This window comes from Paraburkholderia sp. HP33-1, assembly GCF_021390595.1.
Classification (GTDB): Bacteria; Pseudomonadota; Gammaproteobacteria; order Burkholderiales; family Burkholderiaceae; genus Paraburkholderia.
The window spans coordinates 1,076,847-1,103,633 of the sequence record NZ_JAJEJR010000002.1; the positions used below are offsets into that span (position 1 = coordinate 1,076,847).

A 26,787-nucleotide genomic window follows, 5' to 3' on the forward strand; every position below is an offset into this window, starting at 1 on the left:
GTGACAGACAACTTCATGATCCTTCGCTTCTCTGCTTCGTTGCGCCGCTCGCTGACAGCGGGATTACCGGCCGCCGCGCTGACGGTAACGCTTTGCGTCGCCAGTGTTGCGCCGTTCGGTGAACGGTGTATGGCAGCCGGGCAGGTCGGTGCGGCGAGCGCCGCGCAAAGCACGGAAACGGCCGACAGCGCGGCCGCCGCCGCATCCACGCCCGTCGCGCCCGCCAGGCGGACGGCCTCGCGTGGCGACGCGCAGGCTGAATCGAACGCCCCGGACTCAGCCGATGCGGCCGGCAAGCCACGCAACGACAAAGCGTCGACGCCCGCGATCCCGGTGCCGCCTGAAGCCACGAGCGTCACCACCCATTCGCTGCGCCTGAACGGCCGCAAGCTCGACTACACGGCGAGCGCCGGCAATCTGCTTCTGCACGACAAGAGTGGCGCGGCCGACGCGAGCGTGTTCTATGTCGCGTACACGGTGCCCACCAGAACGCCAGCGACGCGTCCCATCACGTTTCTATTCAATGGCGGGCCCGGTGCCGGCAGCGTGTTCCTGATGATGGGCTCGGTCGGCCCGAAGCGTGTGCGCACCGCGAGCCCCGCAAGCACGCCGCCCGCGCCGTACACGCTCGACGACAACCCCGACAGCCTGCTCGACACCACCGACCTCGTATTTATCGACGCGGTCGGCGCGGGCCTGTCGAGACCGGTCGGCCATGGCACGGGCAAGGACTTCTGGGGCGTCGATCAGGACGTCAGCGCTTTTGCGCAATTCATCGACCGTTATCTGACGGTGAATCAGCGCTGGAATTCGCCGAAGTACCTGCTCGGCGAATCGTATGGCACCGCGCGCGCCGCGATGCTCGCTTACCGGTTGGGGCAGAACGATATCGCGCTGAACGGCGTGATCCTGCTGTCGTCGGTACTGAATTCCGCGGCATTCTCTCCGGGCCTCGATTTCAGGAGCGAAAGTTATCTGCCGAGCTTCGCGGCGATCGCGTGGTATCACGACAAGATCACGCCGAAACCCGCGAGCCTGCCGGCCTTTCTCGACGACGCGCGCGCGTTCGCGCGCGGCCCTTATGCCCAGGCGCTCGCGCAGGGCGATGCGCTGCCCGACGATCAGCGCGACGCGATCGCCGCGCGTATGGCGTACTTCACCGGTCTCGACGCGGGCTTCGTGAAGCGCAACCGCCTGCGTCTTTATCCGGGACGTTTTCGCAACGAGTTGTTGCGCAATGAGTCACGCAGCGTGGGCCGCTACGATGCGCGCTTCGAAGGCCTCAATCACGACGATGCAGCGGAGGATCCCGACTTCGATGCCTCGGTGAGCAGTGTGTCGAATGCGTTCAATGCGGCGCTCCATCAGCATCTGGCGGAAGATCTTCACTACACGCCAACGGACCGGTACCTTGTGTTCAGCGACGACGCGTTGAAGCAATGGGACTGGAAACATCGCGAATGGTGGGGCGAGCGGCTCGAGCTGCCCTACGCGGGCGGCGATCTGGCCGAAGCGATGCGGCAGAATCCGCAGTTGCGGGTGCTGTCGCTGAACGGCTACTTCGATCTCGCCACGCCGTTCTATGCGACCGAATATGCGCTTGCGCATCTCGGCCTCGATCGATCGCTGCGCGAGAACGTGCGGATCACCTACTATCCGACCGGCCACATGGTTTATCTCGACGACGCCGCGCTGCATGCGATGAAGCGTGATCTCGTGAGCTTTTATACGGCGCAGCCGCGTTGAGACCGGCGAATCGGCGCATGGTGTCAACGGTATAATTTCAGGCACCGTGGAGCAGCCGCGCGCTCCTTCAACCGGCTTCATCGTTTGCTGCCTATGCCATTTACCCCGATCCCGTCCTTCGCGCGCAAGCGCATTTCCGACGTGGTGTCCGACCAGATCAAGCAACTGATCTCGGCGGGCACGTTGATGCCCGGCGACCGTCTGCCAGCCGAGCGCGATCTCGCGGCGCAGCTCGGCGTGTCGCGCCCGTCGCTGCGCGAGGCGCTGATCCGGCTGGAGGCGGACGGTTACATCGAAACCTCCGGCCGGGGTGGCTTCACGGTGGTCGACGTCACCGCGCCGATCATCTCGAAGCCGCTTGCCGAGCTGCTGCTGCAGAATCCGCGTACCAGTGCCGACATTCTGGAGTTGCGCCAGGGACTCGAAGCGATTTCGACGGTCTATGCCGCTCAGCGCGCAACCGCGGCCGATCTGAAGAAAATCCGCACGGCGTTCGAGGCATTGAAGTCCGCATCGCTGTCGCGCGACCGTGCGAATCTCGCGGAACTCGATGCCGCGTTTCATCTCGCGATCGCTGACTCCACGCACAACGTCGCGTTGGCGCATGTGATGCACGGCATTCATACGCTGATTCGCGAGGGCATGCGCCAGTATCATCGGTTGATCGATTACGACGACACGATGGAAAAGCAGTTGATGAGCCAGCATCAGGCGATTTACGACGCCGTGATCGCACGCGATGCACCCAAGGCGCGCAAGGCCGCCGAGCGGCATCTGGCCTTCGTATGCGAGATTTACAAGGACGATGCGACGAAGCCGTCTGCCGCCGTGATTTCCTGATCGGCGGATTTCCGGACGGGTAGCCGCCAGAATTGACACCACCGGCGGACTTTTTTATAGTCTTGGTCAGACCAACATGACCAAGCTGACCGGGCGGCGCAAATTGGTCAAACAAACGTCGTCCCCGCCGGTTTTCCTGAAGAGCCTATGAAAGTCGCGCTGTTTATCCCGTGCTTTATCGATGCGTTCTATCCCGAGGTCGGCATCGCAACGCTCGAACTGCTCGAACGTTTCGGCATCGAGGTCGACTATCCGCCGCAGCAGACCTGCTGCGGCCAGCCGATGGCCAATAGCGGCGCGCATGCGGACGCCGCCGCCACCGAGAGGCTGTTCGCGCGCAACTTTGCGGGCTACGACTACATCGTCGGGCCGTCCGCGAGCTGCATTCATCACGTGCGTGAGCATCTGAGTGCGCTCGAGCAGACCGATGAAGTGAAGAAAGTGCGCGCGAGCGCTTACGAGCTGGTCGAGTTTCTGCACGACGTGATCGGCGCGCGCGAATTTCCGTGGGCCGAATTTCCGCATCGCGTCGGTCTGCATACCAGTTGCAGCGCTCTGCGGCATCTGAAGCAGGCGTCGGCGTCCGAAATTGCCGGCACGCCGTTTTCGAAGCCGCGCGCGTTGCTCGAAGGCGTGAAGGGCGTCGAGTTCGTGAAGCCGGCGAGACCGGACGAATGCTGCGGGTTCGGCGGCACGTTCTCGGTGACCGAAGAAGCTGTGTCGGTGCGCATGGGGCAGGACAAGGTGCGCGACCATCTGAATGCGGGCGCTGAGTACATCGTTTCGGGCGACATGTCGTGTCTGATGCACCAGCAGGGTTGCGCGGAACGCATGAAGGCCGACGCGCGCTTCATTCATATCGCGCAGGTTCTCAATGGAGCGCGCGCATGAGTCGCAACGAGCAACGCGTCGACCACGCCAGGGCGGCGGGTTCTTTCATCGGCAAGACCGAACACGTCGCGTTTCACGACAAGCGTCTGTGGGACCTGCGCGAGAAGCGCGATGCGCAGGCGCACGGCATTGCCGAATGGGAAATGTTGCGCGCGCTGGCGTCGGGCATCAAGGAACATACGCTGTCGCATCTGGCCGACTACCTGGAGCAATTCGCGGCGGCGGCCGAGGCCAACGGCGTGGTCGTGCATTGGGCCGCGACAGCGGAAGAGCACAACGCGATCGTCCACACGCTGATGTCCGAGCGCGGCATGACGACCCTTGTGAAGAGCAAGTCGATGCTGACCGACGAATGCCGCATGCGCGACTATCTCGAACCGCGCGGCATTACCGTGATGGAGACGGACCTCGGCGAGCGCATCCAGCAGCTTGATCACCAGGACCCGAGTCATATGGTCGTGCCGGCGGTGCACAAGCTGCGCGCGGACGTGGCCGAATTGTTCGGCCGCACCATCGGCACCGATCCGGCCAATAGCGACATTCACTATCTCGCCGAAAGTCAGCGCATGAATACGCGACCGTATTTCGTGCGCGAGAAGACGGCCGGCATGACCGGCTGCAATTTCGCGGTGGCCGAAACCGGTACGGTCGTCGTTTGCACGAACGAGGGCAATGCGGATCTGTCGGCGAACGTGCCGCCGCTGCATATCGCGTCGATCGGAATCGAGAAACTGATTCCGAAGGTGTCGGATCTCGGCGTGTTCATCCGCATGCTGTCACGCAGCGCGTTGGGCTCGCCGATCACGCAGTACACCTCGCATTTTCGTGCGCCGAGGCCGGGTACCGAGATGCATTTCATCCTCGTCGATCATGGCCGCGTCGAGCGGCTCGCGATGGAGGACTTCTGGTACTCGCTCAAATGTATTCGCTGCGGCGCGTGCATGAATACGTGTCCGGTCTATCGACGCAGCGGCGGCCTGTCGTATGGCGGCACCTATTCGGGGCCGATCGGCGCGATCATCAATCCAACCTTCGATTTGAAACGCTATAGCGCATTGCCGTTCGCGTCGACCCTCAATGGCAGTTGCACGAACGTGTGTCCGGTGAAGATCAATATTCACGAGCAGATCTACAAATGGCGCGCGGTGATTGCAGAGCAGCACGAAGTGCCGTTCGTCAAACAGGAGGTACTGAAGATGGCGGGGCGTTTGCTATCGAGTCCGACCTTGTATCGCGCGACGGTGTCGTCGATGGGCAGCGCGTTGCGGCGGTTGCCGAATTTCGTGCTGTATAACCCTTTGAATATCTGGGGGCGGCAGCGCGAATTGCCGGAAGCGCCGAAGATGACTTTTCATGCGTGGTACAAGAAGAATCGCGGAGGCGGCGATGACAACGCGTGAGGCGTTTCTCGCTAAAGTGCGCGCCGCGCAACCGGCCGCGCGGCCGCGTCCCGACGTGCCGCTGTTCGATGCGGCCGGCGGCGATCTGCGTGCGCGTTTTACGGCGGCGTTGCAGATCATGGGCGGGACTTGCGTTGAGGCGGCGAGCGCGGGCGACGTCAGCGATCTGATTCGCGAGCGTTTTGGCGCGGCGGCATCGATTGCATCGGCGACCACGGAAGTGCCGGGCACGCGCACGATCGGCGCGGACACCGAACCCGCATCGCTGCAGGACGTCGACGTCGGTGTGGTGCGGGCCCGCTTCGGCGTCGCCGAAACCGGTTCGGTGTGGTTGAGCGAGCGCGAATATGTGGTCAATGCGTTGGGCTATATCGTCCAGCATCTGGTCGTGTTGCTCGATCCGGCGCAATTGCTCGATGGACTGCAGGACGTCTATCGCCGCGACGATTTCCACAGCGCGCGATATGCGGCGCTCGTTACCGGCCCATCGGCGACAGCCGATATCGAGGGTGTCCTGATTCGCGGCGCACAGGGCGTTCGCTCGCTGACGGTCGTGTGGCTCGCGTAGCAAATGCGCGTCGGTTGCCGCTGCGGACTTTGCTATCATCACTGTATAAACATACAGGTCCCGCAAAAAGTCCGTGGCAACCGCTACTCGCTCAGAGATTCGCTCTGACGTCCCTTACTATCTGCTGAATTTCGAGCGCGCACTCGCGTGGCTCGCCGCGCGTTACGACGATCTGCTCGACGACGAAGAACACGCATTTCTCAAGGATTTCGCTGAATTACCGCAGGTTTCGCGTGCCTTGCTGGTGCGCATGCTGATGCGCAAAGGCAGGTTGTTTCGCGCGAGCCGCCTCGTTTATGACGAAATCGGCTGTCCGTTGCAGACGGCGATGCCGATGGCGCTGCATCGTTGGATCGACACCGAGCCGCCTCTGTCTCTCGACGATCTGTTCGCGCTCAGCACGCGTGCGCAATTGCTGGACATCTTCGCGGACGCGATCGTCCGGATTCCCGGCGCGAAGGCGCTGCGCAAACCGGATCTGCTCGAGGCGCTGCGAGCGTTTTACGAAACTGAAAGCGGCGGCGCGCCTGCGTGCATGTCACGTCCGCTTGCCGGCTGGCATGCCGCCACGACGGACCGCGTGCTGCACGTCGCGATCGCGCCGTTGTGCGATCGCTTGCGCCTGATGTTCTTCGGTAATCTGCATCAGGACTGGTCGGAGTTCGTGCTCGCCGATCTCGGCGTGTTCCAGTACGAGAAGGTCGCGTTTGGACCGTCGTCGCGTGCGTTCCAGCAACGCGCGGATATCGACGTCTATCTCGCGCTGCACGCGTGTCGCGAAGCGCTCGAATGGCTACCGCTCGACAACGACGCGTCCGCACTGGAGGAACTGATCGCGACCGTCCATTCGATCGAGACCACGAACCCTTGGCTCGAAACGCGTCGCGCGAAACTGCTGTTCCGGATCGGCCAGGATTGCGAGCGGCGCGAGCAGTGGGGCACCGCGCTCGCGGTCTACGACGCGTGCGCGTGGCCGGGCGCGCGTCATCGACGCATGCGGGTGCTCGAGCGCAGCGAGCGTTTCGCCGAAGCGCTCGCGCTGGCCTCGCAGGCCGACGCCGCGCCCGAGAGCGAGGAAGAAGCGCAGCGTGTCGCGCGGATGTTGCCGCGTTTGCGGCGCAAATGCGGCGAGCCGGTGCCGCGCGCGCCAGCGGCGCTGCCTGTCGAGCGCGGCACACTGGTGTTGCCGAAGCTTGACACGCCGGTGGCCGTCGAATACGCGGTGCGCGATCATTTGAACAGCGACGCCGCGCCGGTGCATTACGTCGAGAACGCGCTGATCAATTCGCTGTTCGGCCTGCTGTGCTGGGAGCCGGTTTTCGCGGCGCTGCCCGGTGCGTTTTTTCATCCGTTCCAGCGCGGGCCGGCCGATCTGCTCGCGCCGGATTTTCACGCGCGTCGGGCGACGCAGTTCGGCGCGTGCTTCGCGCAGCTCGATAGCGGCGTCTATCGCGAGACGATTCTGCGCCATCTGCATGACAAGGCCGGCACGCAGTCGCCGTTCGTGTTCTGGGGACTGCTGACGCCCGAGCTCGTCGCACTCGCGCTCGACTGTCTGCCCGCCGCGCATCTGAAGCTGTGGTTCGAGCGCCTGCTCTCCGACATTCGCGGCAATCGTTCGGGCTTGCCCGACCTGATCCGGTTCTGGCCGGCCGAGCGTCGCTATGAATTGATCGAGGTGAAAGGCCCCGGCGATCGTCTGCAGGACAACCAGATCCGCTGGCTCGCGTATTGCGCCCAGCACGGCATGCCGGTGCGCGTAGTCGACGTGCGCTGGGCCGGGCAAGAGGGGGAGAGCGAAGCAGACGTCGCAACGCAAGCCGAAGCGGAGCGCCTCGTATGAGCTATGTCGTGGCCGTACGCGCGATGTGTGAATTCACGGCGCGGCGCGGCGATCTCGATCTGCGCTTCACGCCCGCGCCGACTTCGCTCGAAGGCATCGCGGGCCATCAGATGGTCGCGGGGCGGCGCGCGAGCGGCTACGAGACCGAACTTACGCTTGCGGGCACACATCGCAGTCTGACCGTGCGTGGCCGCGCGGACGGCTACGACCCAATCGCGAACCGGCTGGAAGAAGTGAAGACGTATCGTGGCGATCTCGCGCGCATGCCTGCGAATCATCGTGTGCTGCATTGGGCGCAGGCGCTCGTGTATGGGCATCTGCTGTGCCAGGCGCGCGGACTCGCTGAGCTGACGGTCGCGCTCGTTTACTTCGATATCGGCAGCCAGAAAGAAACGGTACTGACGCAGCAGCACAACGCGCGCGAACTCGAAATCTTCTTCGTCGAGCAGTGCGAGCGATTTCTCGATTGGGCCGTGCAGGAGGATGCGCATCGGGCCGCGCGCAATGCGGCGCTCGTCACGTTGCAGTTTCCGTATGGGCAGTTTCGCCGTGGGCAGCGTGAACTCGCGGTGGCCGTGTATCGCGCGGCACGCGACGGCAAGCCGTTGATGGCGCAGGCGCCGACCGGCATCGGTAAAACGCTGGCGACGATTTTTCCGTTGCTGAAGGCCTGCGGCGAAGACCGGCTCGATCGCGTGTTCTTTCTGACCGCGAAGACACCGGGCCGCGCGCTTGCGCTCGATGCGATCGACTCGCTGCACCGGAGCGCGCCGTTGCCGCTCAGAACGCTCGAACTCGTCGCGCGCGACAAGGCCTGCGAGCATCCGGACAAAGCCTGCAACGGCGAGTCCTGTCCGCTTGCGCGCGGCTTTTACGATCGTCTCGATGCGGGGCGCGCCGCCGCGCTGGCGACGCCGCGGCTCGATCGGGCGGCGGTGCGCGAGGCTGCGCTCGCGCACGACATCTGTCCGTACTATCTGGCGCAGGAGCTCGCGCGCTGGGCCGATGTGATCGTCGGCGATTACAACTACTACTACGACGCGAGCGCGATGCTGTATGCGCTTACGCAGATCAACCAGTGGCGCGTCGGCGTGCTGGTCGACGAAGCGCACAACCTGCTCGAACGCGCGCGGCGCATGTATACCGCCTCGCTGGATCGAAGCGCGTTCCGGCTCGCGCGCAAGAGCGCGCCAGCGTCGCTGAAGAGACCGCTCGAACGCTTGCAGCGCGAGTGGAATGCGGTGAAGCGGGCGCAGACGGCCAGCTATCAGGTGTATGCCGAGGTGCCGGGCAAACTGCTGTCGGCCGCGCAGAATCTGATCGGCGCGGTGACGGATCAACTTGCCGACGCACCGTTATCGATCGACGAACACGCGCTGCGCGTTTTCTTCGACGCGATGCACTTCGTCGCGCTCGCCGAGCAGTTCGGCGAGCATTCGATGTTCGACGTGACGCTAGCAGACGACCGCTACGCGCCGCGCGACAAAACCAGCGCGACGCTGTGCGTGCGCAACGTGATCCCCGCGCCGTTCCTCGCGCCGCGCTATGCGGCCGCGCGTACCACGGTGATGTTCTCCGGCACGCTGAACCCGCAGCATTTCTATCGCGACACACTTGGGCTTGCCGACCACACGCAATGGCTTGACGTGGAAGGGCCGTTTCGCGCGGAGCAGTTGCAGGTGCACGTGGCCGCTCATGTGTCGACGCGCTGGCGCGACCGCGAGCGCTCGCTCGCGCCGATCGTCGAGCTGATCGCGCAGCAGTACGACGCGCAGCCCGGCAATTACCTGGGGTTCCTGAGCAGTTTCGACTATCTGCAACGCGTGGTCGCGCTGCTGCGCGAGCGGTATCCCGGCCTGCCGGTGTGGGCGCAGGAGCCTGGCATGGACGAAGCCGCGCGCGACGCGTTTCTCGCGCGCTTCAGGACGATGAATCGGGGCATCGGCTTCGCGGTGCTCGGTGGCGCGTTTTCGGAAGGCGTCGACCTGACCGGCCAGCAGCTGATCGGCGCGTTCGTCGCGACACTCGGTCTGCCGCAGATCAACGACGTCAACGAGCAGATGCGCCGCACGCTCGACGCGCGCTTCGGCAACGGGTACGACTACACGTACCTGTATCCGGGTTTGCAGAAAGTCGTGCAGGCGGCGGGGCGTGTGATCCGCACCGAGGAAGACCGCGGCGTCGTGCATCTGATCGACGACCGCTTTCGCCGGCCGGAAGTGCGGCGCCTGTTACCGCGCTGGTGGCAGGTGCGCTAGCGCTGCGCCGCGCTAGCGCACGTTCACACGCGTGGCGTGTCAAGCATGCGGCGAGGTCGCGCCAGGATTGCCGGGCGTGCCGGGGCCGCCGGCCGGACTCGGATCGACGGGAATCTGATCGTCGAGCGGCGCGTCGCCCTTGTGCGGAGCGTGGCTGTCTCGCGAGCGCGGTACGGCCGTATCGACCTTGGCCTTGCTCGCGGGATCCCAGGTGAGCAGATGACGCTGCGGATTCGCGATCTCGATGCCGAGTTCGGTGAAGCGCTCGACGATGCGCCGGTTGAATTCGCGTTGCACGCCCCAGCGCGTCGTATCGCGGCATTGCATCTGGCCGGCCAGCGTGATCGCCGACCCGTCGACCGCATCGACGCCCCAGAACGAGAAGTCCGACAGGATGCCGTCCTTGAACTTGTCGTCCGCGCGCAGCGATGCGCCGATTGCCTTCAGCGTGTCGATCGCGCGCTCGACGTCCTGACCGAACACGATGTTTACGCGTACTGCCGCGTTGCCGAGCCCGCGATTCGTGTTGTTCACCGTCGACACCGAGCTGAACGGCACCGTGAACAGCGAGCCGTCGCTGCCGCGTAGCCGCACGGTGCGGATCGACAGATATTCGACGGTGCCCGACACGCCCGCGAGCGTGACCCAGTCGCCGACCTGCATCGCGTTTTCCATCAGCAGGAAGATGCCGGTGATGAAGTCCTGCACGAGCTTCTGTGAGCCGAAGCCGAGCGCGACGCCGAAGATGCTCGCGCCCGCGAGCAGGGGGCCGACATTCACGCCGAGTTGACTCAGGCCGGTCAGCACAACGACGAGCGCAATCACGCAAAAGAGCGCGGTGCGCAGCATCGGCATCAGGGTGCGCAGGCGTGCCGCGCGCTCCAGATCGCCGCTGCTCGTCCAGTTATCGAGGCGCCGCTCGGCCGACACGTTGACGATCTCCCACACCACCAGCGCGATGATCGCGGCCACGGCGATCGTCGCGAGCGCAGAGGCGAGCCGGTGACCGATCGTACCGCTGCGGAACAGATCGACGACATCGACGCCCCATGCCTGCAACAGCGCGAGCGCGGTGACGATGCCGATGATCCAGCTCACCACGCGCCGCAGCAGCGGGTAGTAGCGGTACGCGTGCTCATGCACGAGCGAGCGCGACTCCTCGTCCTGCACATGAAAAAGGCGCGCGAGCGCGCCGAAGATCACGATCGATACGAGCCGCGCGCCGATCAGGATCGCGAGCGTGATGCCACCGATATTCACGAGCGCGTGATAGCCGTTCTGCACGTCGAAGGCCCACACGAACCACAGCGCCATCACGATGGCCACGGTGACCCATGCCCACGCGTCCGCGAGCGCGTTGCCGAACATCTCCAACGGCTCGTGCACGGAGAAGCGTTTGCGGATCCGGTTTGCGACCGGCTTCGCACAGCGCAGCACGAGGATCGAGATCATCACGTGACCGGCGAGCGCGACCACTTTCAGCAGCGCGAGACGCGCGGCGTCGTTCATGCCGAGCGCCTGCGCGAGCCCGGCGAGCGCGACGCCGGCACCGACCACGGCGACGATCCGCTCGATCCAGCCAAGCACGTACGCGGCCCACGCATCGCTCATGCGCAGCAGCCGCAGGCGCGGCGCGCCGGGTTGCAGAAAGAACGCGCCGACAATCGCGACGCAGCGGCACACCACATAGATGTCGATCAGCGAATCGAGCGCGCGGTCCTGCGGGGTGCCGTTGTCGGTGACGATCGGCATCAGCCCGCTCGCCGCGCCGATGAACACCGCGAGCGGAATGAGCCGCACCAGGGTGATCAGAAATGCGCGCGGCAGACGTTGCAGCAGCGTCCAGTGGTGCGTCGCGTTGCGCTTGCCTTCGGCTTCAATCGCGCGGCCTTTCTCGGATGGCGACGCGTACGGCGCGGCCGGGCCGGTCGCGAGGGCCTGCGCCTCGTCGTTCTCCTCCAGCAGCGCGGCTTCGCGGCGCGCGGCGATCGCACGATAGGCGCGCCGCAGCAGCCGCCGCGTCAGCCATTCGAGCACCAGCGCAGGGACCAGCGCGGCCAGCAGCGACCCTAGCACCTTGAGCAGCACCGCGCGCGCGTGCGGGTCGGTGAACTGCCAGTTCCACCACGCGCGCGCCGACCCGATGTCGAGCAGCGCGGCGATCGAGCCGCGCAGCGAGGTCGCGAGATAGGCGACGTAATGCGCGCCCTGGCGCGCGATCTGCGAGGCGAGGCCATTGGATTTGAACGCGTCCGGCACGAGCGCGGCCGCGCCGGTTGCCGCGGCGGGCGCCGACGCTGCCGCCGGCGCGGAAGCGGGAGGCGCGCTCAACGCGCCGGCGGCGGCGATCGCCTGCAGCGTATCGGCGACTTGCGCGCGACGTTTCGGGTCGTTCAGGACATCGAGCGCGTTGCGGGCCTGCTGGGGCGTCAGGCTGACGGCGTCCGACGCGGGCGCGGCGGGGGTGGTCTGCGGCGCGGCGGCGAAGGTGGGCCCGGCGCCGGAAAGCAGCAAAACGAAAAGGCAGACTCTGAGAAATTTTTGCATAGCGTGTAAAGCGGGGTGAAGCCAATCCGGCCGATTGTGCCGGAACGTGAGACCGGTTTCAGCCGGGCTGACCGGGGACGGACACGGGTCGCGCGGCTGAAGTTCCTGCGGCGGAGGCACGCCGGACGGGCGAAAGGGCGGTTACGACGGCGCCGGCCGGGCGGGGCGTTGATGCGAAAGGATAGCCGATGACGGCCGGCAGGCCTGTCGAAGGTAGCAGAAAGCCTGCCCGGGGCCGGCGTGGGCGGGACAGGGGATGGAGGTCGCTTCTCTGGTGAAAATGCTGGCCGAGGCGCGCGAGGTCTTGGGCGACTACTTCAGGTGCGCGCCGGGCGCGCTAAGTGGAGGATGATCGATCGCCTCACCGCGAGCCGCTAAGCATCCACTACAAAAACCGCTTGAATCGCTGCTCATGCCGCCGATGAGGTCCGCCGCCCGGCTTCGTCGTCCGCATCAGGGCCGCCGCTCACGACGCGTCCGGCCGGCTCCTGATGCAGCCGGTTCGCGTGCATCAGCCGGTACAGCGTGGCACGCGAAATGCCGAGTTCGGCCGCAGCGTCGGACAGTTTGTAACCGTGCCGCAGCAGCGCGTTCTCGATCGCGTCCTTTTCGGCCTTGCTGCGGATTTCCGCGAGCGTGACCGCCGGACCATTGTCGGCCTCGGGCAAGCCGAGGTCGCTCGCGGTGATGAAACGGCCCTCGCTCATCACGACGGCGCGGCGCACGCAGTTGATCAGCTCACGCACGTTGCCCGGCCATGGATAGTTCGACATCGCGACGATCGCGTCGCTCGACAGGCCGCGCAATTTGCGCGCGCCGTCCTGTTTGTACATGCTGAGTGCGAAGTTGGCGAGCAGCTTGATATCGCCGCCGCGTTCGCGCAGTGGCGGCTCCACGAGGCGCAGCACGCACAGCCGGTGATAGAGGTCGGAGCGGAAGCGCCCGTCTTCGACGGCGCGCTCCAGATCGACGTGGGTCGCCGAGATCACGCGCACGTCGACGCTGATCGGACCGTCGCCGCCGAGCCGCTCGATCGTGCCTTCCTGAAGGAAACGCAGCAGCACCGACTGGCATTCATGCGGCATGTCGCCGATTTCGTCGAGAAACAGCGTGCCCTCGTGCGCGCTCTCGATGCGGCCGATCTTCCGTTGCAGCGCGCCCGTAAACGCGCCGCGTTCGTGGCCGAACAGTTCGGCCTGCAGCAGGCTTGGCGGAATCGCCGCGCAATTGATCGCGACAAACGTGCGGCCCGCGCGCGGCGAGCGGTCGTGAATGGCACGAGCAGTCAGCTCCTTGCCGGTGCCCGATTCGCCCGCGATGAACACCGGCGCGTCGGTCACGCTGCATTTGTCGATGCGCCGGTAGAGTTGCTGCATCGGCTCGCATTGTCCGACCATGCCGTGCCGGCCGAGCGAAGGCTCCAGAGCGTCGCGCGGCTGACGCAGGCTCGACAGCCCGTGTGCATGGCCGAGCGCGAACACGAGCCGCTCGTTGAGCCACGGCTGCGTGACGAAATCGAAGCAGTAATCGAGGATGAAGCGGCGGACGAGCTCGTTGTCGGCCTGGCCCGGCATGATCTGCGCGACCCAGTTGGTTTCGACGCGGCGCATGCACAGCGCGAGTGCGGACAGCTGCTGTGAGGTGCAATCTTCGGGCAACTGAACGAGACCGACCTTGATGTTGCAGCGTTCGATCATGCGTTCTGCGACGGGCGTGCTTTTCGCGTGCACGGCTTGCCATCCCGACGCGGCCAGAAACTCGACGAGTCTCTGGTCGGGCGTGTCCGCCACGTACAGAACGGTGCGCTCGGTGTCGGATGGCGTGCAAGTCGTAGTCATGGTACCCCCGGGTTCGGTCCTTCAGGACTGCTCTGCGACTCATGGAAATTCAGGCGGCCAGTTGCCGCACTCCAGCCGTGACGCATTCACGGCAGCAGCGATCACGAACAAGGGATCCACCGAAAGCGCGCCGCGAAGCGCAACGCGGTGCATGGCGGACGGTTTCATGCAATGGCGGCGTACCGACGTTCATTGCTGAAACTGCCCGGCGACTTGATCCCCGAATCGTGAAAGCCAAATGAGCCGTGGCTGGTCTCGTTGATCTGATACAGACGCTCTGATTGGCGCATGGGCCTAACGATAAGCGAAAGCGCCTGAAAGCGCCATACAAAGAAAGATGGATCGAGAACGCATTTTGTGATTTTTGGATTTACATGGATCACTAATCAAATAGTGGTCAAGTCCGATTATGCGAGGCATCGCACATTGCCTGGCATTTGCCTGGGCGTAAAGACGGGGCAAAACCAGACGAGGCGCGAGCGGCCATGTTTCATGTTTGCGACAGATTGGACAGCACGCGTCGAATGCGCTTTGCCGCACTGAGGGCCGCCTTTTCGAATTCGCGTAGCGGCAAAGCCGTGTGCGGCGGGCGTCGAGGCCGGTCGGCGGGCCGGCGAGCCGGGTTGGCGCGCGCGCTTGCCGGCGAGCGCGTGGCGAAATAGCGTGTCACAAACGAATCAATGCGCGTCAGGCCATAAATACAGCCGGCTTGGGCTGCTTCGAAACTCCGGCCGTTCTTTCGGTGGCCCAAAGCCTTGACGGGCTTCTTGTCGATTCGAACGGGTGTTGGCATAACCGTTGCAATAAGGACGGCACAGAAAAACGTTTTGCCGCCTGGTCGACGGTACAGGGAAGAGCGGATTTAAAAAGACCGGCGGTAAAAAGGTCACTCGCAGGCACTTCGGGGAGCCATCAGGTGTTTGCGGGAGCGCGGCGGGGTCTTCTCGAGTACGTCAGAAAAACGGATGAGTGGCGGACCGGCATGCGGCCATTCAAAACGGGACGACAAAGGGCATCGACTTCGCCGTTTTTCCTTTTCGACTTTTTGTCCTGGCGACGCGAAAAGGATGGCGATAACGACAGGGGCAGCGCTGGCCCGGGACCAGCCGGCGCGACGAAGCGGGGAGAGCGGCCAAAGTCTCCACAGAGGGACGAATGTACGAGGTGGACCAGGCGCCGTGTCCGTGGGTTGGCACGGGCACGGTGACCTGGACCAGCGGCCGGGGAACTGCCGCGGAACGGCTTGACCCGGCGCAATCCTGATGCCGGCAACGAGTCCGCGCGGTAGCCTGCGTCGTCAATTGCGAACAGACGCTTTGAATAAAAACTCACGCATGACGCGCCACGCGCCGCAGAGCTGCCATGATCGACATCTTTCTGATTGCCGCCAGCATTGAAAACGCGCAGTGCATCGTCGCTCGCCTCGAAGCGAGCGGCGTGCGTTACCGGTTGCGCACCGCGTTCGGTTCGCTCCGGCACCTGCCGATGCATGCGCGCATGGTGCGCAGCGCGGATCTGCTCATCGTCGACGACGCCAATCTGAACGCCCTCGGGCTCGACGGCATCGAGGAAACGCTCGCCTGCGCGCCGACGCTCAATTGCATCCTGGTGACGCCGACGCCGTCCACCGCGCTGATCGGCGCGGCGCTGCGCGCCGGCGTGCGGCGCGTGCTGTCGTGGCCGCTCGATCGTCAGGCCGTTGGCGACGTGCTCGCGCAGATCGAAGTGCAGCGCCGCGGGCCTGGGCGGCGTGGTGCACGCGTGGTGGCATTGGCGTCGAGCAAGGGCGGCAGCGGAACGACGCTGATCGCGGTCAACCTCGCGTGGGCGCTCGCCGCGCAGCGTGAGCGGCGCGTGCTGCTGATCGACCTGAACCAGCAATTCGCCGACGCGAGCCTGCTGATGGCGAATCGCCCGCCGCCGATGACGCTCGCCGATCTGTGCTCACGTAATGAGCGATTCGACGCGGCGCTGTTCGACGCGTGCACCATGCACGTGCGCGCAAACCTCGATCTGCTCGCCGGCGCCGGCGATCCGTTGAAGGCCGCCGAACTGCTGCCCGCGCAACTTGAACGCATTCTGACGCTCGTGCGCGAGCGCTACGACGCAGTGCTGATCGACGTCGGCCCGAGCCTGAATCCGTTGACGATCCGCGCGCTCGCTCATAGCGACGCGATCTGCATGGTCGTGCGGCAGAATCCGCTGTACCTGCATGGCGCGCGCCGCATGCTCGATATCTTTCGCGAACTGGGGCATCCGGCCAGCAAAGTGCGGGTCGTCGTCAACCAGTACGACAAGAACGCGCAGATCAATCTGCCGATGCTCGAACGCACGCTCGGCGCGAAGGTTGCGCATCAACTACCGCGCGACGATCAGCACGTCAACGACGCGCTCAGCCGCGGCGTGCCGCTCGTCACGTCCGCGCGCGACAGCGGGCTCGCACAAGGCATCGGCCTGCTCGCGAACATGCTGTGGCCGACGGGTGCAGAGCGCCACCGGAGGCTCGGCCGACGGTTCGCGATCGGGCCGAATCTGCCGCCGAAATTCAAGCCTGGAGTCTAGGGTCTGTTTGCATAGGGAACGCACCTGCATTGCCTGATTTCGACGGCGAGCGCTATCGCGTGTACCGGAGTAAGGTGAAGTTCCGGGGGAGTCCCGGCAGGTTTGAGGTCGGACAGGCTTGCGCCGTCCGGCCACTCCAGCGAGAAAATCACGTGAGCGCACAGCCGTCCATGCAAAACGCGCAAGGTTTCAGCGACCTCGTGTCGATCCTGTCCAATCCGATTCTGAATACGGATTCGTACAAGGCATCACACTATCTGCAATATCCGCCCGATGCGACGGCGATGTTCTCGTACATCGAATCGCGCGGCGGACGTTACGAGCGCACGCTGTTCTTCGGCTTGCAGATGCTGCTGAAGGCGTACCTGTGCCGGCCCGTCACCGGCGCGATGATCGATCAGGCCCGCGCCTTCTTCGGCGCGCACGGCGAGCCGTTCAACGAAGCGGGCTGGCGCTATGTCGTCCAGCAATACGGCGGCTATCTGCCGGTGCGGATTCGCGCGGTACCCGAAGGCTCGGTCGTGCCGACGCACAACGTGCTCCTCACCGTCGAATGCGACGATCCCCACGTGTTCTGGCTCGCGTCTTATCTGGAGACGATGCTGATGCGGGTCTGGTATCCGATCACAGTTGCGACGCAAAGCTGGCATTTGCGCCAGACGATCCGCGCGTCCCTGCTCAAGAGCAGCGACGATCTCTCGCAACTGCCGTTCAAGCTGCACGATTTCGGCGCACGCGGCGTGTCGAGCGCGGAGTCGGCGGCGATCGGGGGCGCGGCGCATCTTGTCAGCTTCATGGGCTCGGATACGGTGCTCGGCGTGGTCGCGGCGAATCACTACTACCACGACAGCATGGCCGCGTTCTCGGTGCCGGCGGCCGAGCACAGCACGATCACGTCGTGGGGCCGCGAGCGCGAAGTCGACGCGTATCGCAACATGATCGCGCGCTTCGGCAAGCCGGGCGCGATCGTTTCGGTGGTGTCCGACTCCTACGACCTGTTCGCCGCACTCGACGCATGGGGCACCGAGCTGAAGCAGGCCGTGCTCGATTCCGGCGGCATGCTCGTGATTCGCCCAGATTCGGGCGATCCATGCACGATCGTGCTGCATACGCTGCGCGCGCTGGAGGCGTCGTTCGGAACGCAGACGAATAGCAAGGGGCGGCGCGTGCTCAATCACGTGCGCGTGATTCAGGGCGACGGCGTGAACCCGGATTCGATCGTCGCGATTCTCGCCGCGATGGACGAGGCCGGCTTCGCCGCCGACAACATCGTGTTCGGCATGGGCGGCGCGCTGTTGCAGCAGATCAACCGCGATACGCAGCGCTTCGCGATGAAATGCTCGGCGATCCGGCTGGGCGACACGTGGCACGATGTGTCGAAGGATCCGGTCACGGATCACGGCAAGCGCTCGATGAAAGGCCGGCTCACGCTGCTGCGCCATCGCCGCACCGGCGAGTACCGGACGGTCACGTTGCCGATCATGTGGGACGAGCGAACGGTGGCGGGCGGGTGGGACGAAGTGCTCGCGACGGTGTTCGATGCGGGCCGCTTGCTGGTCGATACGTCGCTGGCCGAGATTCGAAGCCGCGCGTATGCGAACGAGGTCTGACTCACTTTTCCTTGCGCGGATATAGCAATGTCCGACGATCCGCTGATGGCCGACTGCATGCGCGCGTGGCTAGGCGTGGCCACCGAACCCGACTGCGCTGACACGCGCCTGTTCGCCAAACTGATCGCCGCGCGCGACGCTCGCCACGAACTCGCGTTGCTGGGACTGCGAGCGCAGGCATGGCACGGGCTGCTCGCGCGGCACTTCACGCGCGCGAGCATGCCGGTGTTGGCGCTTGGGGTGATCCCCAGCGAACACGCGAGCTTCGTTCAGGCACTGCACGCGCTGCTCGTCGCGAACACCAGCGGCGCGGTCCATCCCGGCGATGCCGATTGCCTCGCGACGATCATCGCCCATGCGTGTCTGCGCCCCGATCATCTATGGCGCGACCTCGGTCTCGCGGGCCGCGATGAAGTGACGTGGATGCTCACGCGCTATTTTCCGGTGCTGGTCGCGCGCAACCTCGATAACTTGCGCTGGAAGAAATTCCTCGCCGCGCAATGCGCGCTCTCGTTGGGTTTGCAACCGGGGCCCGCGCCAGGTTGCCCAGGCTGCGAAGACTACGGGTATTGCTTTGCGCGCTAGCGTTGAGGCGCGCGCCCAAGTGGCGGCGCGAAACGGTTCGTGTATGCTTGCGCGCATGGCCGACACCGCAAAACCCGCGAAAACCAGCGCCGCTGCGGCGACGAAGTCCACGAGGACGCGTCCCGAAGTGCGCTTCAGAATGCGCATCCGTAACGGCGATGCGGTTGCGCTCGGACCGGGCAAGGTCGATCTGCTCGAAGCGGTGCGCGAATACGGTTCGATCTCGGCGGCGGCGCGCAGTCTCAACATGTCATACCGGCGCGCGTGGCTATTGATCGACGAGCTGAACAGCTCGCTGAAGTCGCCGGCCACGCGTTCGGAGCAGGGCGGTCAGAGCGGCGGCGGCTGCACGCTGACGCCGGTCGGCGAAACCATCATCCGCCTGTATCGCGACGTCGAGGAAGAGGCGCGGCGAAGCTGCGCAAAGCAGATCGCCGAGCTGATGAAACTGATCCGCTCGTGAGGGACCAGTGTTCGCGGCTACGTTCGTGCCGGGGCGATCGTCGCGCTCAGCCGTGCCGCAAACAGAACGCCGAAGGCGGCGGATTGCCCAACTGCGCGACGTGCTCCGGATGCAGTCGCGCGATCAACTCGACGAAGCTCGCAACGCTCGCCGTACGCAGCGGGTGATAGTCGATCCCGTGACGCTCGCAGATCCGCTTGAGCGTATTCATCGAATCGTGATCGACGCAATCGACCGGAAACACGACGAAATCCGCGCCCGGCAGCGCGGAGGCCAACAGCCCCTTACGATCCTCGACGCCGCCGTCATGCACGACCAGTTCGCCGCCTGCCGCGTCGACGATCCGCTTGAGCGCGGCATTCGAGCCGGGCCGCCCGCCCACATAGACGATCCGTTTGCCCTGCACGCCGACCAGGCTCGCGCGGCGCGGACCGGTGCCGTTCGAGGCATCGGCGGCGTCGACGGTCGCCCGTTCGAGCGCATCGCATTCGCTCTGCACGAGCTTGAGGAGCGCGAGCGCGTGATCGCGGCTGTGACGTAGCGCTGTAGCCGCGTCCTGGATCTGCTCTATGCGTTGCTCGGCCGCCTCGCGTCGGCTCGTGTGCAGCGCCACGCGCTGATCGGCAATCGCAAGCCACTCGCGCAGTTGTTGCACCTCGGCTTCGAGACCGGTTGCATCGGCGGGAGACGGGTTTGACTGAAGTCGCGCGGTCTGTTCGTTGAGCGCCGCGACCGACGCATCGCGCTCGATGCCCAGTTGTTGCAAGCGGCTCTGCTGCCGCTCGATTTTCTCCTTCAGTGCGGCGTTTTCTTCCTCCAGCGCAACCAGCCTGCGAATGTCCGCGCGATTGGCCGCGCCGACCAGATGAGACAGCATGTGCAAATCGCCGAACGCTTTCTGACGGACCGGTATCGTCGCGAGCGGGTGCGTCATCAGCGCCCAGTAAGCGGGTGGGATGTCGCCGCTTTCGAGCGCCTCGTTCCAGAGGCTCAGCAGTTCGAGGTCGTCGGCGGCTTTGTCGAAGCGGCGGATTGCCACCGCGTAGCGTTCGTCGAGCAGCTTGTGCAGCGCCTTCGCGCCCGGCCCGCCTGCGATCGCGAGTTCGACCGCGGTGTGGTGGATCTCGAGATCGCTCGCGTCGCGGCGATCGAGGTCGGCAAATTTCGGCACCAGCTTGCGCAATTCGTGCGTGCTCAGACAGGTTCCGATGATCGAGCAGTGCAGATGACTGTCGAGTTCGGACAGACGCGCGCGTCGCCTGACGTTCGTCGGCGTCGCGTCGGCGGGCGCGCAGCATGCGTCGTGGGGCGAGTCGATGCCGGTGCTCGCAAGCGCGTCGCCGGATAGCTTCAGGCGCGAGGGCTGTGCCAGAGGAAACGGGGGCGTGGGCATGAAGGTCTCGAATCGGGTTCGTGTCTGTCGTGCCGTGCACGTCGCGATATATTCAATTGGATATAGCGCCGCGCAAAAAAATGGCCGTTGGCGAGGCGCGGTTCCGGGATCGTCCGACCAAGTCGCGACGATCGTCGATGTCGTTGAACTTTGCCGCTCGACGGCAGGACCTACCGTAATATCTCGCAGGATATAACGAAAGAAGAGCCCTGTGTTGGCGCAGAACCTGACGACCGTTCGCTTTCACCGACGTCGATCACCGCGCCGGCCCCCCATTCACGCCGTTTTCCGCTATCGTGTGCGCCATGCCCGCCGCCTGCCGCGCTCTTGCAATACACCACACGACATCAATGAGCCATCCCAACACCGAGCTGATCGAACGTTTCTACACCGCCTTCCAGCAGCGCGACGCCGAGACCATGGTCGCCTGTTACGCCGACGACGTCGTCTTTAGCGACCCCGCCTTCGGGGAACTGGTCGGCGACGAAGTGCGCGACATGTGGCGCATGCTCGTCAAGCACGCGCAGGACTTCACGTTGACCTTCAGCGACATCGAGGCGGACGACCGCACCGGCCGCGCGCAGTGGGTGGCGCGCTACCGTTTCGTCCAGACGGGGCGCGACGTCGTGAACCGGATCGACGCGCGCTTCGTGTTCCGTGACGGGCTGATCGTCGAACATCGCGACCGCTTCGATCTGTGGCTGTGGATGAGACAGGCGATGGGCGTGCGCGGCACGCTGTTCGGCTGGTCGCCGTTCGTGCAGCGAATGCTCAGGCAGCAGGCGCGCCGGGGACTGCTGCACTATCGCGGGCAGTTGAAGCGCGAGTAGGCGCGTGCGGGCCCATCACGGCACACCCGCGATAGCCGGCTTTGGATGCGTGTTTATGGGTTGGTCTTGTAAACATCCGGCCGGTGCAGCTCCATATACCGCTCCGGGTTCTCGAGCGAGTTGAACCCTTGCGGCGCATACACGTGATGCGCGTCGGTCGTGACCAGCACGATCCTGCGCAGCGTGGCGAGCGACGGGCTCGCAAAGATATGTTTCAGCAACGCCGACGCATGGCCCTGGCCGCGATGCGCGGGCAGCACGAACACGTCGCACAGGTAGGCAAAGGTCGCCTCGTCGGTGACGAGGCGCGCGAACGCGATCTGCTTGCCGCCGACAAAGCCGCCGAAGCAGAGCGAACCGGCGACGGCGCGCTCGAAGGTCGCGCGCGGCATGCCTTTCGCCCACGGCGTTTCCTGCGACAGGAACGTGTAGACCATGTCGAGGTCGAGATCGTCGTTGCGGCTGGAAATCGTCAGTTCGCTGGCTTGCACGGCGCGTCTCCTTTGGGTCGCGTAGGGCGTTTCCCTTAGCCCTTCGCCGTATTCTCGGCGCCGCGCGACCCCCCGCCGATGCTATGTCCGGCATTGCGCGCGAGCCCCATATAGCCGAGCACGGACAGCAGCGTCAGCACGCCGGCGAACAGGAACGCGAGGCGGAAGTCGTCGAGCGTGAACACGTGGCCGCTCGTCTCGCCGTTGAACAATGCCGCGACGCGCAGCGACACCGCGCCGTACGCGATGCCGAGACCGATCGTCATTTGCATGGCTGCGCTCCACAGCGTGCTCGCCGCGCTCATCTGCGGCTGCGGGATGTCGGCGTAGGCGAGGGTCGCGAGCGTCGAAAACTGCATCGAGCGCGTGACGCCGTACACGAACACGACGATCAGCACGACCGCGAGCGGGACGTCCGGCGCCAGCAGTCCGCACGCGATGATGAAAATGCCGGCCGCGGCCACGTTGACGATCGACACCATCCGGAAGCCGTAGCGCTGCAGGATCTGCGTGGTCAGCGCCTTCATGCCGAGGTTGCCGACCGCGCTCGCGAGCAGCAGCAGACCCGAGCGGAACGCCGACAGACCAAAGCCGATCTGGAACAGCAGCGGCATCAGATAGGGCACCGCGCCGATGCCGATGCGCGTGAACGACCCGGTAATGACCGTCACCGAGAACGTGGGCACCTTCAGCGTCGAGACGTCGACGAGCGGATGCGGATGGCGCTTCGCGTGCAGGAACGCGATCGCGCCGACCAGCAGACCTCCCGCCACGACTGCGATCGCGAGCCACGGATTCGCGGCCGGCTGGCTCGCGAGTTCCGCGCCGTACAGGATCGCGGTCAGCGCGACGCCGCTCAGCAGCAGGCCGACGACGTCGAGCGGCTTGCGTTCGGTACCGCGCAGGTTCGGCACGATGGCGAGCGCGACGGCGATTGCCGCGAGGCCGAACGGCACGTTCAGCAGGAAAATCCAGCGCCACGACGCGTACGTCGTGATGAAGCCGCCGATCGGCGGGCCGACCACCGGCGCGGCGATGGCGGGCCATGTAATCGTCGAGATCGCCTGCATCAGGCGGGCTTTCTCGGTGCTGCGGACCACGATCAGGCGGCCGACCGGCACCATCATCGCGCCGCCGATGCCTTGGAGCAGCCGCGCGGCCGTGAATTCGGGCACGTTCTGCGACAGCCCGCACAGCACCGACGCGACCGTGAACACGCCGATCGCGCTGACGAACACGGTCCGCGCGCCGCAGCGGTCGGCGACCCAGCCGCTCGCCGGGATGAAGATCGCGAGCGCCAGCATGTAGGCGGTCATGCCGAGGCTGAGGCTGTTCGGGCCGACGCCGAACGAGTGCGCCATCTGCGGCAGCGCGGTGGCGATCACCGTGGTGTCGAGGTACTCCATGAAGAAGGTGGCCGCGACGATGTAAGGCAGCCAGCCGACGTGCGCGTTGCGGGTAGCTCTGCTGCTCATCGCGCGATCTCCCGTGCCGCGCCCATGCGCGCGAAAAGACCATTGACGAGCCGGCGCGGGGCGCGCGAGGAGTTTGACTTCATGGTGTTTGCGACTGCCTTTCGATTGCGTTTTGTGTGTCTGCCGGCATCCGGAAGAACGGGCCGGCGAAGGGGCCAGGGCCGCCAGCCCTGAATCCTAACGCAATAAAGGGTCGCATATCGCGGCGGCGCGCAGCGCGGCGCCGCCCGTGCGTCAATCCTTCGCCGCGTACTCCTTGTCCAGCCGGTCATACAGCGGCTTGTTGACGAGCCGCTGGCGCTCGCTGAACGGCGCGACGATCGTCGCGTCCTCGTCGAGGCGGCCGTTGCTCTGCAACGTGCCGAGCGCGCGCTGCATGCCGAGCACCGCGCCTTGCAGCGCCGCGTTCGCATACAGCACGATGCCGTAGCCCAGTTTCGCGAGCGCGTCGCGCGATTGCACCGGCGTCTTGCCGCCGATCACGATGTTGATCAGCTGCGGCACGTCGAACAGCCCCGGCAGACGCTCGATGTCGGCGAGCGATTCGGTCGCCTCGATAAACAGGATGTCGGCGCCCGCCTCGATGAAGCGATGGCCGCGCTCGATCGCGTCCTCGATGCCGTGGACCGCCGCCGCATCGGTGCGCGCCATGATCTGCAGGTTCGCGTCTTCGCGCGCGTCGACCGCCGCGCGAATCTTGCCGACCATCTCGCTCGTCGCAACGACTTCCTTGCCCGAGAAGTGGCCGCATTTCTTCGGCATCACCTGGTCTTCGAACTGGATCACGTCGGCGCCGCTGCGCTCGAGCACGCGCACGGTCTGGCGCACGTTCAGCGCATTGCCGAAGCCGGTGTCGGCATCGACGATCAGCGGCAGCGCGACCGCGTCGCGGATGCGCGCGGTGTGCTCGGCGACTTCGGCGAGGCCGATAAAGCCGAGGTCGGGCAGGCCGAGCGACATGTTGGTGACGCCCGCGCCGGTGATGTAGACCGCCTCGAAGCCGGCGTCCTCGATCACGCGCGCGCTCATCGCGTTGAACGCGCCGGGCACGAGCAGGCCCTGGCGCTGGTTGACCTTGGCGCGGAAGGCGGCGCGGCGGGTGGCGGAAGTGGTGGTCATGATGCGGGTCTCCTGAATCGAAATCGGTAGTGGAACGCGGGCGACATTGTGCAGGAAGCGTGCCATTGCCTGGCGTTTCGCGGCTCGATCCACTGGAACAAGGGTTTGCGCGAAATGGGCTCGGCTGGGAAGTTCGTGGCACAATCTGTGGAACGTTTCATGAAACGTTTTTCGGAACGTTTCAATCAGGGAGAGCCGCGGTGTCCACGTTCACGCCATTCGTCACGAATCCGAGTCCCGCCGTCGATGCCGGCCGCCCCGGCGTCGCACTCGTCAGTATCAGCCGACTGCAATCGCTTTGCGAGGCGGTGGCGCCGCGCTATGCCGGCCGCGCGAAATTCTTCACGGTGCGGGAGGGCTACGGCGCGGCCGTCGCCGCGCTGCAAGCCTACGTGGACGCGGGTTCGGTCGACGTCGTGCTGGCCGCCGGCTCGAACGGCGCGTACCTGCGCGAGAACCTCAGCGTGCCGGTCGTGATGGTCAAGGTGAACGGCTTCGACGTGTTGAGCGCGATTACACGTGCCACCGCTGCCTGGCCGCAAGCGCGTATCGGACTGGTGCTGCATGAAGCGATCGCGCAGGAACTGACCGACCTGAGCCCGCTCCTGAACGTCGATCTGCGCCAGCGCGCGTACCGGTCGATCGACGAAGTGCGGCTCGCGGTCGATCAGCTCGCCGCGCAAGGCTGCCGCGTCGTCGTCGGGGCCGGCATGGCCTGCGATCTGGCGCAACAGGCCGGCATGGAAAGCGTGTTCCTGTACTCGCTGGCCGCGGTCGAGGAAGCGTTCGAGCGCTCGGTCGAACTGGCGCGCGTGAGCCGCCAGAAGGAATCGAAGCGGGTGCGTCTGAACACGATCGTCGCACATCTGCGCGACGGGGTCGCCGCGTTCGACGAAGTGGGCCAGCTCGAAGCCGTCAACCCGGCGATGCTCGACCTGCTCGGTCTCAGCGCCGCGCAGGCGCTCCCGAGGGACGACGAGGACATCCCCGCGCGGGTCGGGCGCGCGCTCGCGCCGCTGTTGCGCGAGACCCGCGCCGCCGAGCAGCCGCTCGACGAACGCATCGAGCAGATCGGCGCTCGCGCGCTGATTGTCAACTGCGTGCCGATCGTCGAGCAGGGCGCGCGCTCCGGTTTCGTCGTGACTGCGCAGGACGCGCTCGTCGCGCAGCGGATCGACCGTTCGCTGCGCACCAGCCAGCGACCGAGGCATCTGGTCGCGCGGCATCGGCTCGACGATCTGATCGGCGATTCGGTGGCGCTCGAGCGCGTGCGCCGGCTCGCGCGCGCCGGCGCCGCGCACGACGCGACCGTGCTCCTGACGGGCGAAAGCGGCACCGGCAAGGAACTGGTCGCGCAGGGCATCCACAACGCGAGCCGGCGGCGCGGCAATCCCTTCGTCGCGTTCAACTGCGCGGCGCTGCCCGAGGGGCTGATCGAAAGCGAGCTGTTCGGGCACGAGGAAGGGGCGTTCACCGGCGCGCGTCGCGGCGGCAAGCCAGGGCTGTTCGAAATCGCGCACACCGGCACGATCTTTCTCGATGAAATCGGCGAAATGCCGGCGGCGCTGCAAAGCCGGCTGTTGCGCGTGCTGCAGGAACGCGAGGTGATGAAGCTCGGCGCGGGCCGTGCCACGCCCGTCGACGTGCGCGTGATCGCCGCGACGCACCGCGACCTGCATGCGCTCGTCGAGCAGGGCGCGTTTCGCGCGGACCTGTATTTCCGGTTGAATCTGCTTCAGATAAAACTGCCGCCGCTGCGCGAACGCCGCGCCGACATCGCGCCGCTGGCGCGGCATCTGCTGGAGCGCAGCGCGCTGCAGTACGGTTTGTCGGTGGCAGCGCTCGAACGGGTGCTCGCGTTTCTCGATCCGCTATTCGCGAACTACGCGTGGCCCGGCAACGTCCGCGAGCTGGAAAATCTGCTCGCGCGTGCGGCCATTTATGTCGGTGACGTGGCCAGCGACCTGTCCGGGAACTTGCCCGCCGACGCCTCGCCGGACTGGCAGGCGGTGTTTCCCGAATTCGCGCGAATCAGACCGGCCGGCGTTGAGCGGCTGACTCCAGCGCCTCGGGACGCGGTATCCAGCCGCACGGCGCCCCGCGTCGCCCCAACCCGCGAGGACGCGCTGCACGCCCTCGAACAATCGGGCGGCAATCGCGCCGCGGCGAGCCGCGCGCTCGGCATCGGCCGAACCACGCTGTGGCGGCTTTTGAAGGGCTGAAACCTCCCGCTAATCGACCCGATAGTTTGAACCGACAAATTGAATAGGGTCAGACTATCGAAGTCATTAATACAATCCGCTTTACCTATTAAGCGCAGTCTGACAT

19 protein-coding genes are annotated in these 26,787 nt (G+C 65.4%); 13 read left to right on the forward strand and 6 right to left on the reverse strand.

Annotated features, from left to right (window positions below; all coding sequences use genetic code 11):
* Nucleotides 1–15: 15 nt before the first annotated feature.
* From L0U81_RS20900 to L0U81_RS20930, 7 genes are all read left to right on the forward strand, one after another.
* Complete coding sequence (locus L0U81_RS20900; RefSeq protein ID WP_233805415.1) at nucleotides 16–1,746, forward strand: S10 family peptidase; 1,731 nt, start codon at nucleotides 16–18, stop codon at nucleotides 1,744–1,746.
* A 93-nt stretch (nucleotides 1,747–1,839) separates the two neighbouring features.
* Nucleotides 1,840–2,586: a FadR/GntR family transcriptional regulator gene (locus L0U81_RS20905; RefSeq protein WP_233805416.1), complete on the forward strand. Its 747-nt coding sequence runs from the start codon at nucleotides 1,840–1,842 to the stop codon at nucleotides 2,584–2,586.
* 147 nt (nucleotides 2,587–2,733) lie between these two features.
* The gene (locus L0U81_RS20910; RefSeq protein ID WP_233805417.1) at nucleotides 2,734–3,477 is read left to right on the forward strand and encodes a (Fe-S)-binding protein; all 744 of its coding nucleotides are present in this window, start codon (nucleotides 2,734–2,736) and stop codon (nucleotides 3,475–3,477) included.
* Entirely contained in the window at nucleotides 3,474–4,877 is a 1,404-nt protein-coding gene (locus L0U81_RS20915) for a lactate utilization protein B (protein WP_233805418.1), read from the forward strand. The genes L0U81_RS20910 and L0U81_RS20915 overlap by 4 nt, the downstream gene beginning before the upstream one ends.
* Complete coding sequence (locus L0U81_RS20920; RefSeq protein ID WP_233805419.1) at nucleotides 4,864–5,445, forward strand: LutC/YkgG family protein; 582 nt, start codon at nucleotides 4,864–4,866, stop codon at nucleotides 5,443–5,445. The genes L0U81_RS20915 and L0U81_RS20920 overlap by 14 nt, the downstream gene beginning before the upstream one ends.
* Before the next feature lie 73 nt (nucleotides 5,446–5,518).
* Nucleotides 5,519–7,288 carry a VRR-NUC domain-containing protein gene (locus tag L0U81_RS20925; protein ID WP_233805420.1) on the forward strand — a complete coding sequence of 590 codons (1,770 nt, stop codon included), beginning with the start codon at nucleotides 5,519–5,521 and terminating at the stop codon, nucleotides 7,286–7,288.
* Nucleotides 7,285–9,546, forward strand: a complete 2,262-nt coding sequence (locus L0U81_RS20930) for an ATP-dependent DNA helicase (RefSeq protein WP_233805421.1) — start codon at nucleotides 7,285–7,287, stop codon at nucleotides 9,544–9,546. The genes L0U81_RS20925 and L0U81_RS20930 overlap by 4 nt, the downstream gene beginning before the upstream one ends.
* A gap of 39 nt (nucleotides 9,547–9,585) precedes the next feature.
* Here L0U81_RS20930 and L0U81_RS20935 read toward each other — a convergent pair whose 3' ends face one another.
* Nucleotides 9,586–12,093, reverse strand: coding sequence for a mechanosensitive ion channel domain-containing protein (locus L0U81_RS20935; protein WP_233805422.1), 2,508 nt, complete (start codon nucleotides 12,091–12,093; stop codon nucleotides 9,586–9,588).
* Nucleotides 12,094–12,503: 410 nt separating this feature from the next.
* Nucleotides 12,504–13,931 (reverse strand): sigma-54-dependent transcriptional regulator, encoded by a 1,428-nt coding sequence (locus L0U81_RS20940; protein WP_233805423.1) that lies wholly within the window; start codon nucleotides 13,929–13,931, stop codon nucleotides 12,504–12,506.
* A gap of 1,362 nt (nucleotides 13,932–15,293) precedes the next feature.
* Here L0U81_RS20940 and L0U81_RS20945 point away from each other — a divergent pair.
* The 4 genes from L0U81_RS20945 (at nucleotide 15,294) to L0U81_RS20960 (ending at nucleotide 19,151) form a co-directional block, all read left to right on the forward strand.
* Nucleotides 15,294–16,493: an AAA family ATPase gene (locus L0U81_RS20945; protein ID WP_233805424.1), complete on the forward strand. Its 1,200-nt coding sequence runs from the start codon at nucleotides 15,294–15,296 to the stop codon at nucleotides 16,491–16,493.
* A gap of 170 nt (nucleotides 16,494–16,663) precedes the next feature.
* Complete coding sequence (locus tag L0U81_RS20950; RefSeq protein ID WP_233805425.1) at nucleotides 16,664–18,103, forward strand: nicotinate phosphoribosyltransferase; 1,440 nt, start codon at nucleotides 16,664–16,666, stop codon at nucleotides 18,101–18,103.
* 27 nt (nucleotides 18,104–18,130) lie between these two features.
* Nucleotides 18,131–18,688, forward strand: coding sequence for a nitrogen fixation protein NifQ (locus L0U81_RS20955; RefSeq protein WP_233805426.1), 558 nt, complete (start codon nucleotides 18,131–18,133; stop codon nucleotides 18,686–18,688).
* Between the two features lie 55 nt (nucleotides 18,689–18,743).
* Nucleotides 18,744–19,151, forward strand: coding sequence for a winged helix-turn-helix domain-containing protein (locus L0U81_RS20960; RefSeq protein WP_442793441.1), 408 nt, complete (start codon nucleotides 18,744–18,746; stop codon nucleotides 19,149–19,151).
* 46 nt (nucleotides 19,152–19,197) lie between these two features.
* On the opposite strand, the gene L0U81_RS20965 is transcribed toward L0U81_RS20960, so the two are convergent.
* On the reverse strand, nucleotides 19,198–20,544 hold the full coding sequence (locus L0U81_RS20965; protein WP_233805428.1) for a DUF2325 domain-containing protein: 1,347 nt from the start codon (nucleotides 20,542–20,544) through the stop codon (nucleotides 19,198–19,200).
* A 350-nt stretch (nucleotides 20,545–20,894) separates the two neighbouring features.
* On the opposite strand from L0U81_RS20965, the gene L0U81_RS20970 reads away from it, so the two are divergent.
* On the forward strand, nucleotides 20,895–21,374 hold the full coding sequence (locus L0U81_RS20970) for a nuclear transport factor 2 family protein (protein WP_233805429.1): 480 nt from the start codon (nucleotides 20,895–20,897) through the stop codon (nucleotides 21,372–21,374).
* A 53-nt stretch (nucleotides 21,375–21,427) separates the two neighbouring features.
* On the opposite strand, the gene L0U81_RS20975 is transcribed toward L0U81_RS20970, so the two are convergent.
* The 3 genes from L0U81_RS20975 to L0U81_RS20985 all read right to left on the reverse strand — a co-directional run bounded on the left by L0U81_RS20975 (nucleotide 21,428) and on the right by L0U81_RS20985 (nucleotide 24,459).
* Nucleotides 21,428–21,865: a GNAT family N-acetyltransferase gene (locus L0U81_RS20975; RefSeq protein ID WP_233805430.1), complete on the reverse strand. Its 438-nt coding sequence runs from the start codon at nucleotides 21,863–21,865 to the stop codon at nucleotides 21,428–21,430.
* A 35-nt stretch (nucleotides 21,866–21,900) separates the two neighbouring features.
* A complete protein-coding gene (locus L0U81_RS20980) occupies nucleotides 21,901–23,340 on the reverse strand; it encodes an MFS transporter (protein ID WP_233805431.1) in 1,440 nt (479 codons plus the stop codon).
* A 234-nt stretch (nucleotides 23,341–23,574) separates the two neighbouring features.
* Nucleotides 23,575–24,459 carry an isocitrate lyase/PEP mutase family protein gene (locus L0U81_RS20985; RefSeq protein ID WP_018438163.1) on the reverse strand — a complete coding sequence of 295 codons (885 nt, stop codon included), beginning with the start codon at nucleotides 24,457–24,459 and terminating at the stop codon, nucleotides 23,575–23,577.
* A 200-nt stretch (nucleotides 24,460–24,659) separates the two neighbouring features.
* On the opposite strand from L0U81_RS20985, the gene prpR reads away from it, so the two are divergent.
* Nucleotides 24,660–26,681, forward strand: coding sequence for a propionate catabolism operon regulatory protein PrpR (gene prpR, locus L0U81_RS20990; RefSeq protein WP_233805432.1), 2,022 nt, complete (start codon nucleotides 24,660–24,662; stop codon nucleotides 26,679–26,681).
* Nucleotides 26,682–26,787: the final 106 nt, after the last annotated feature.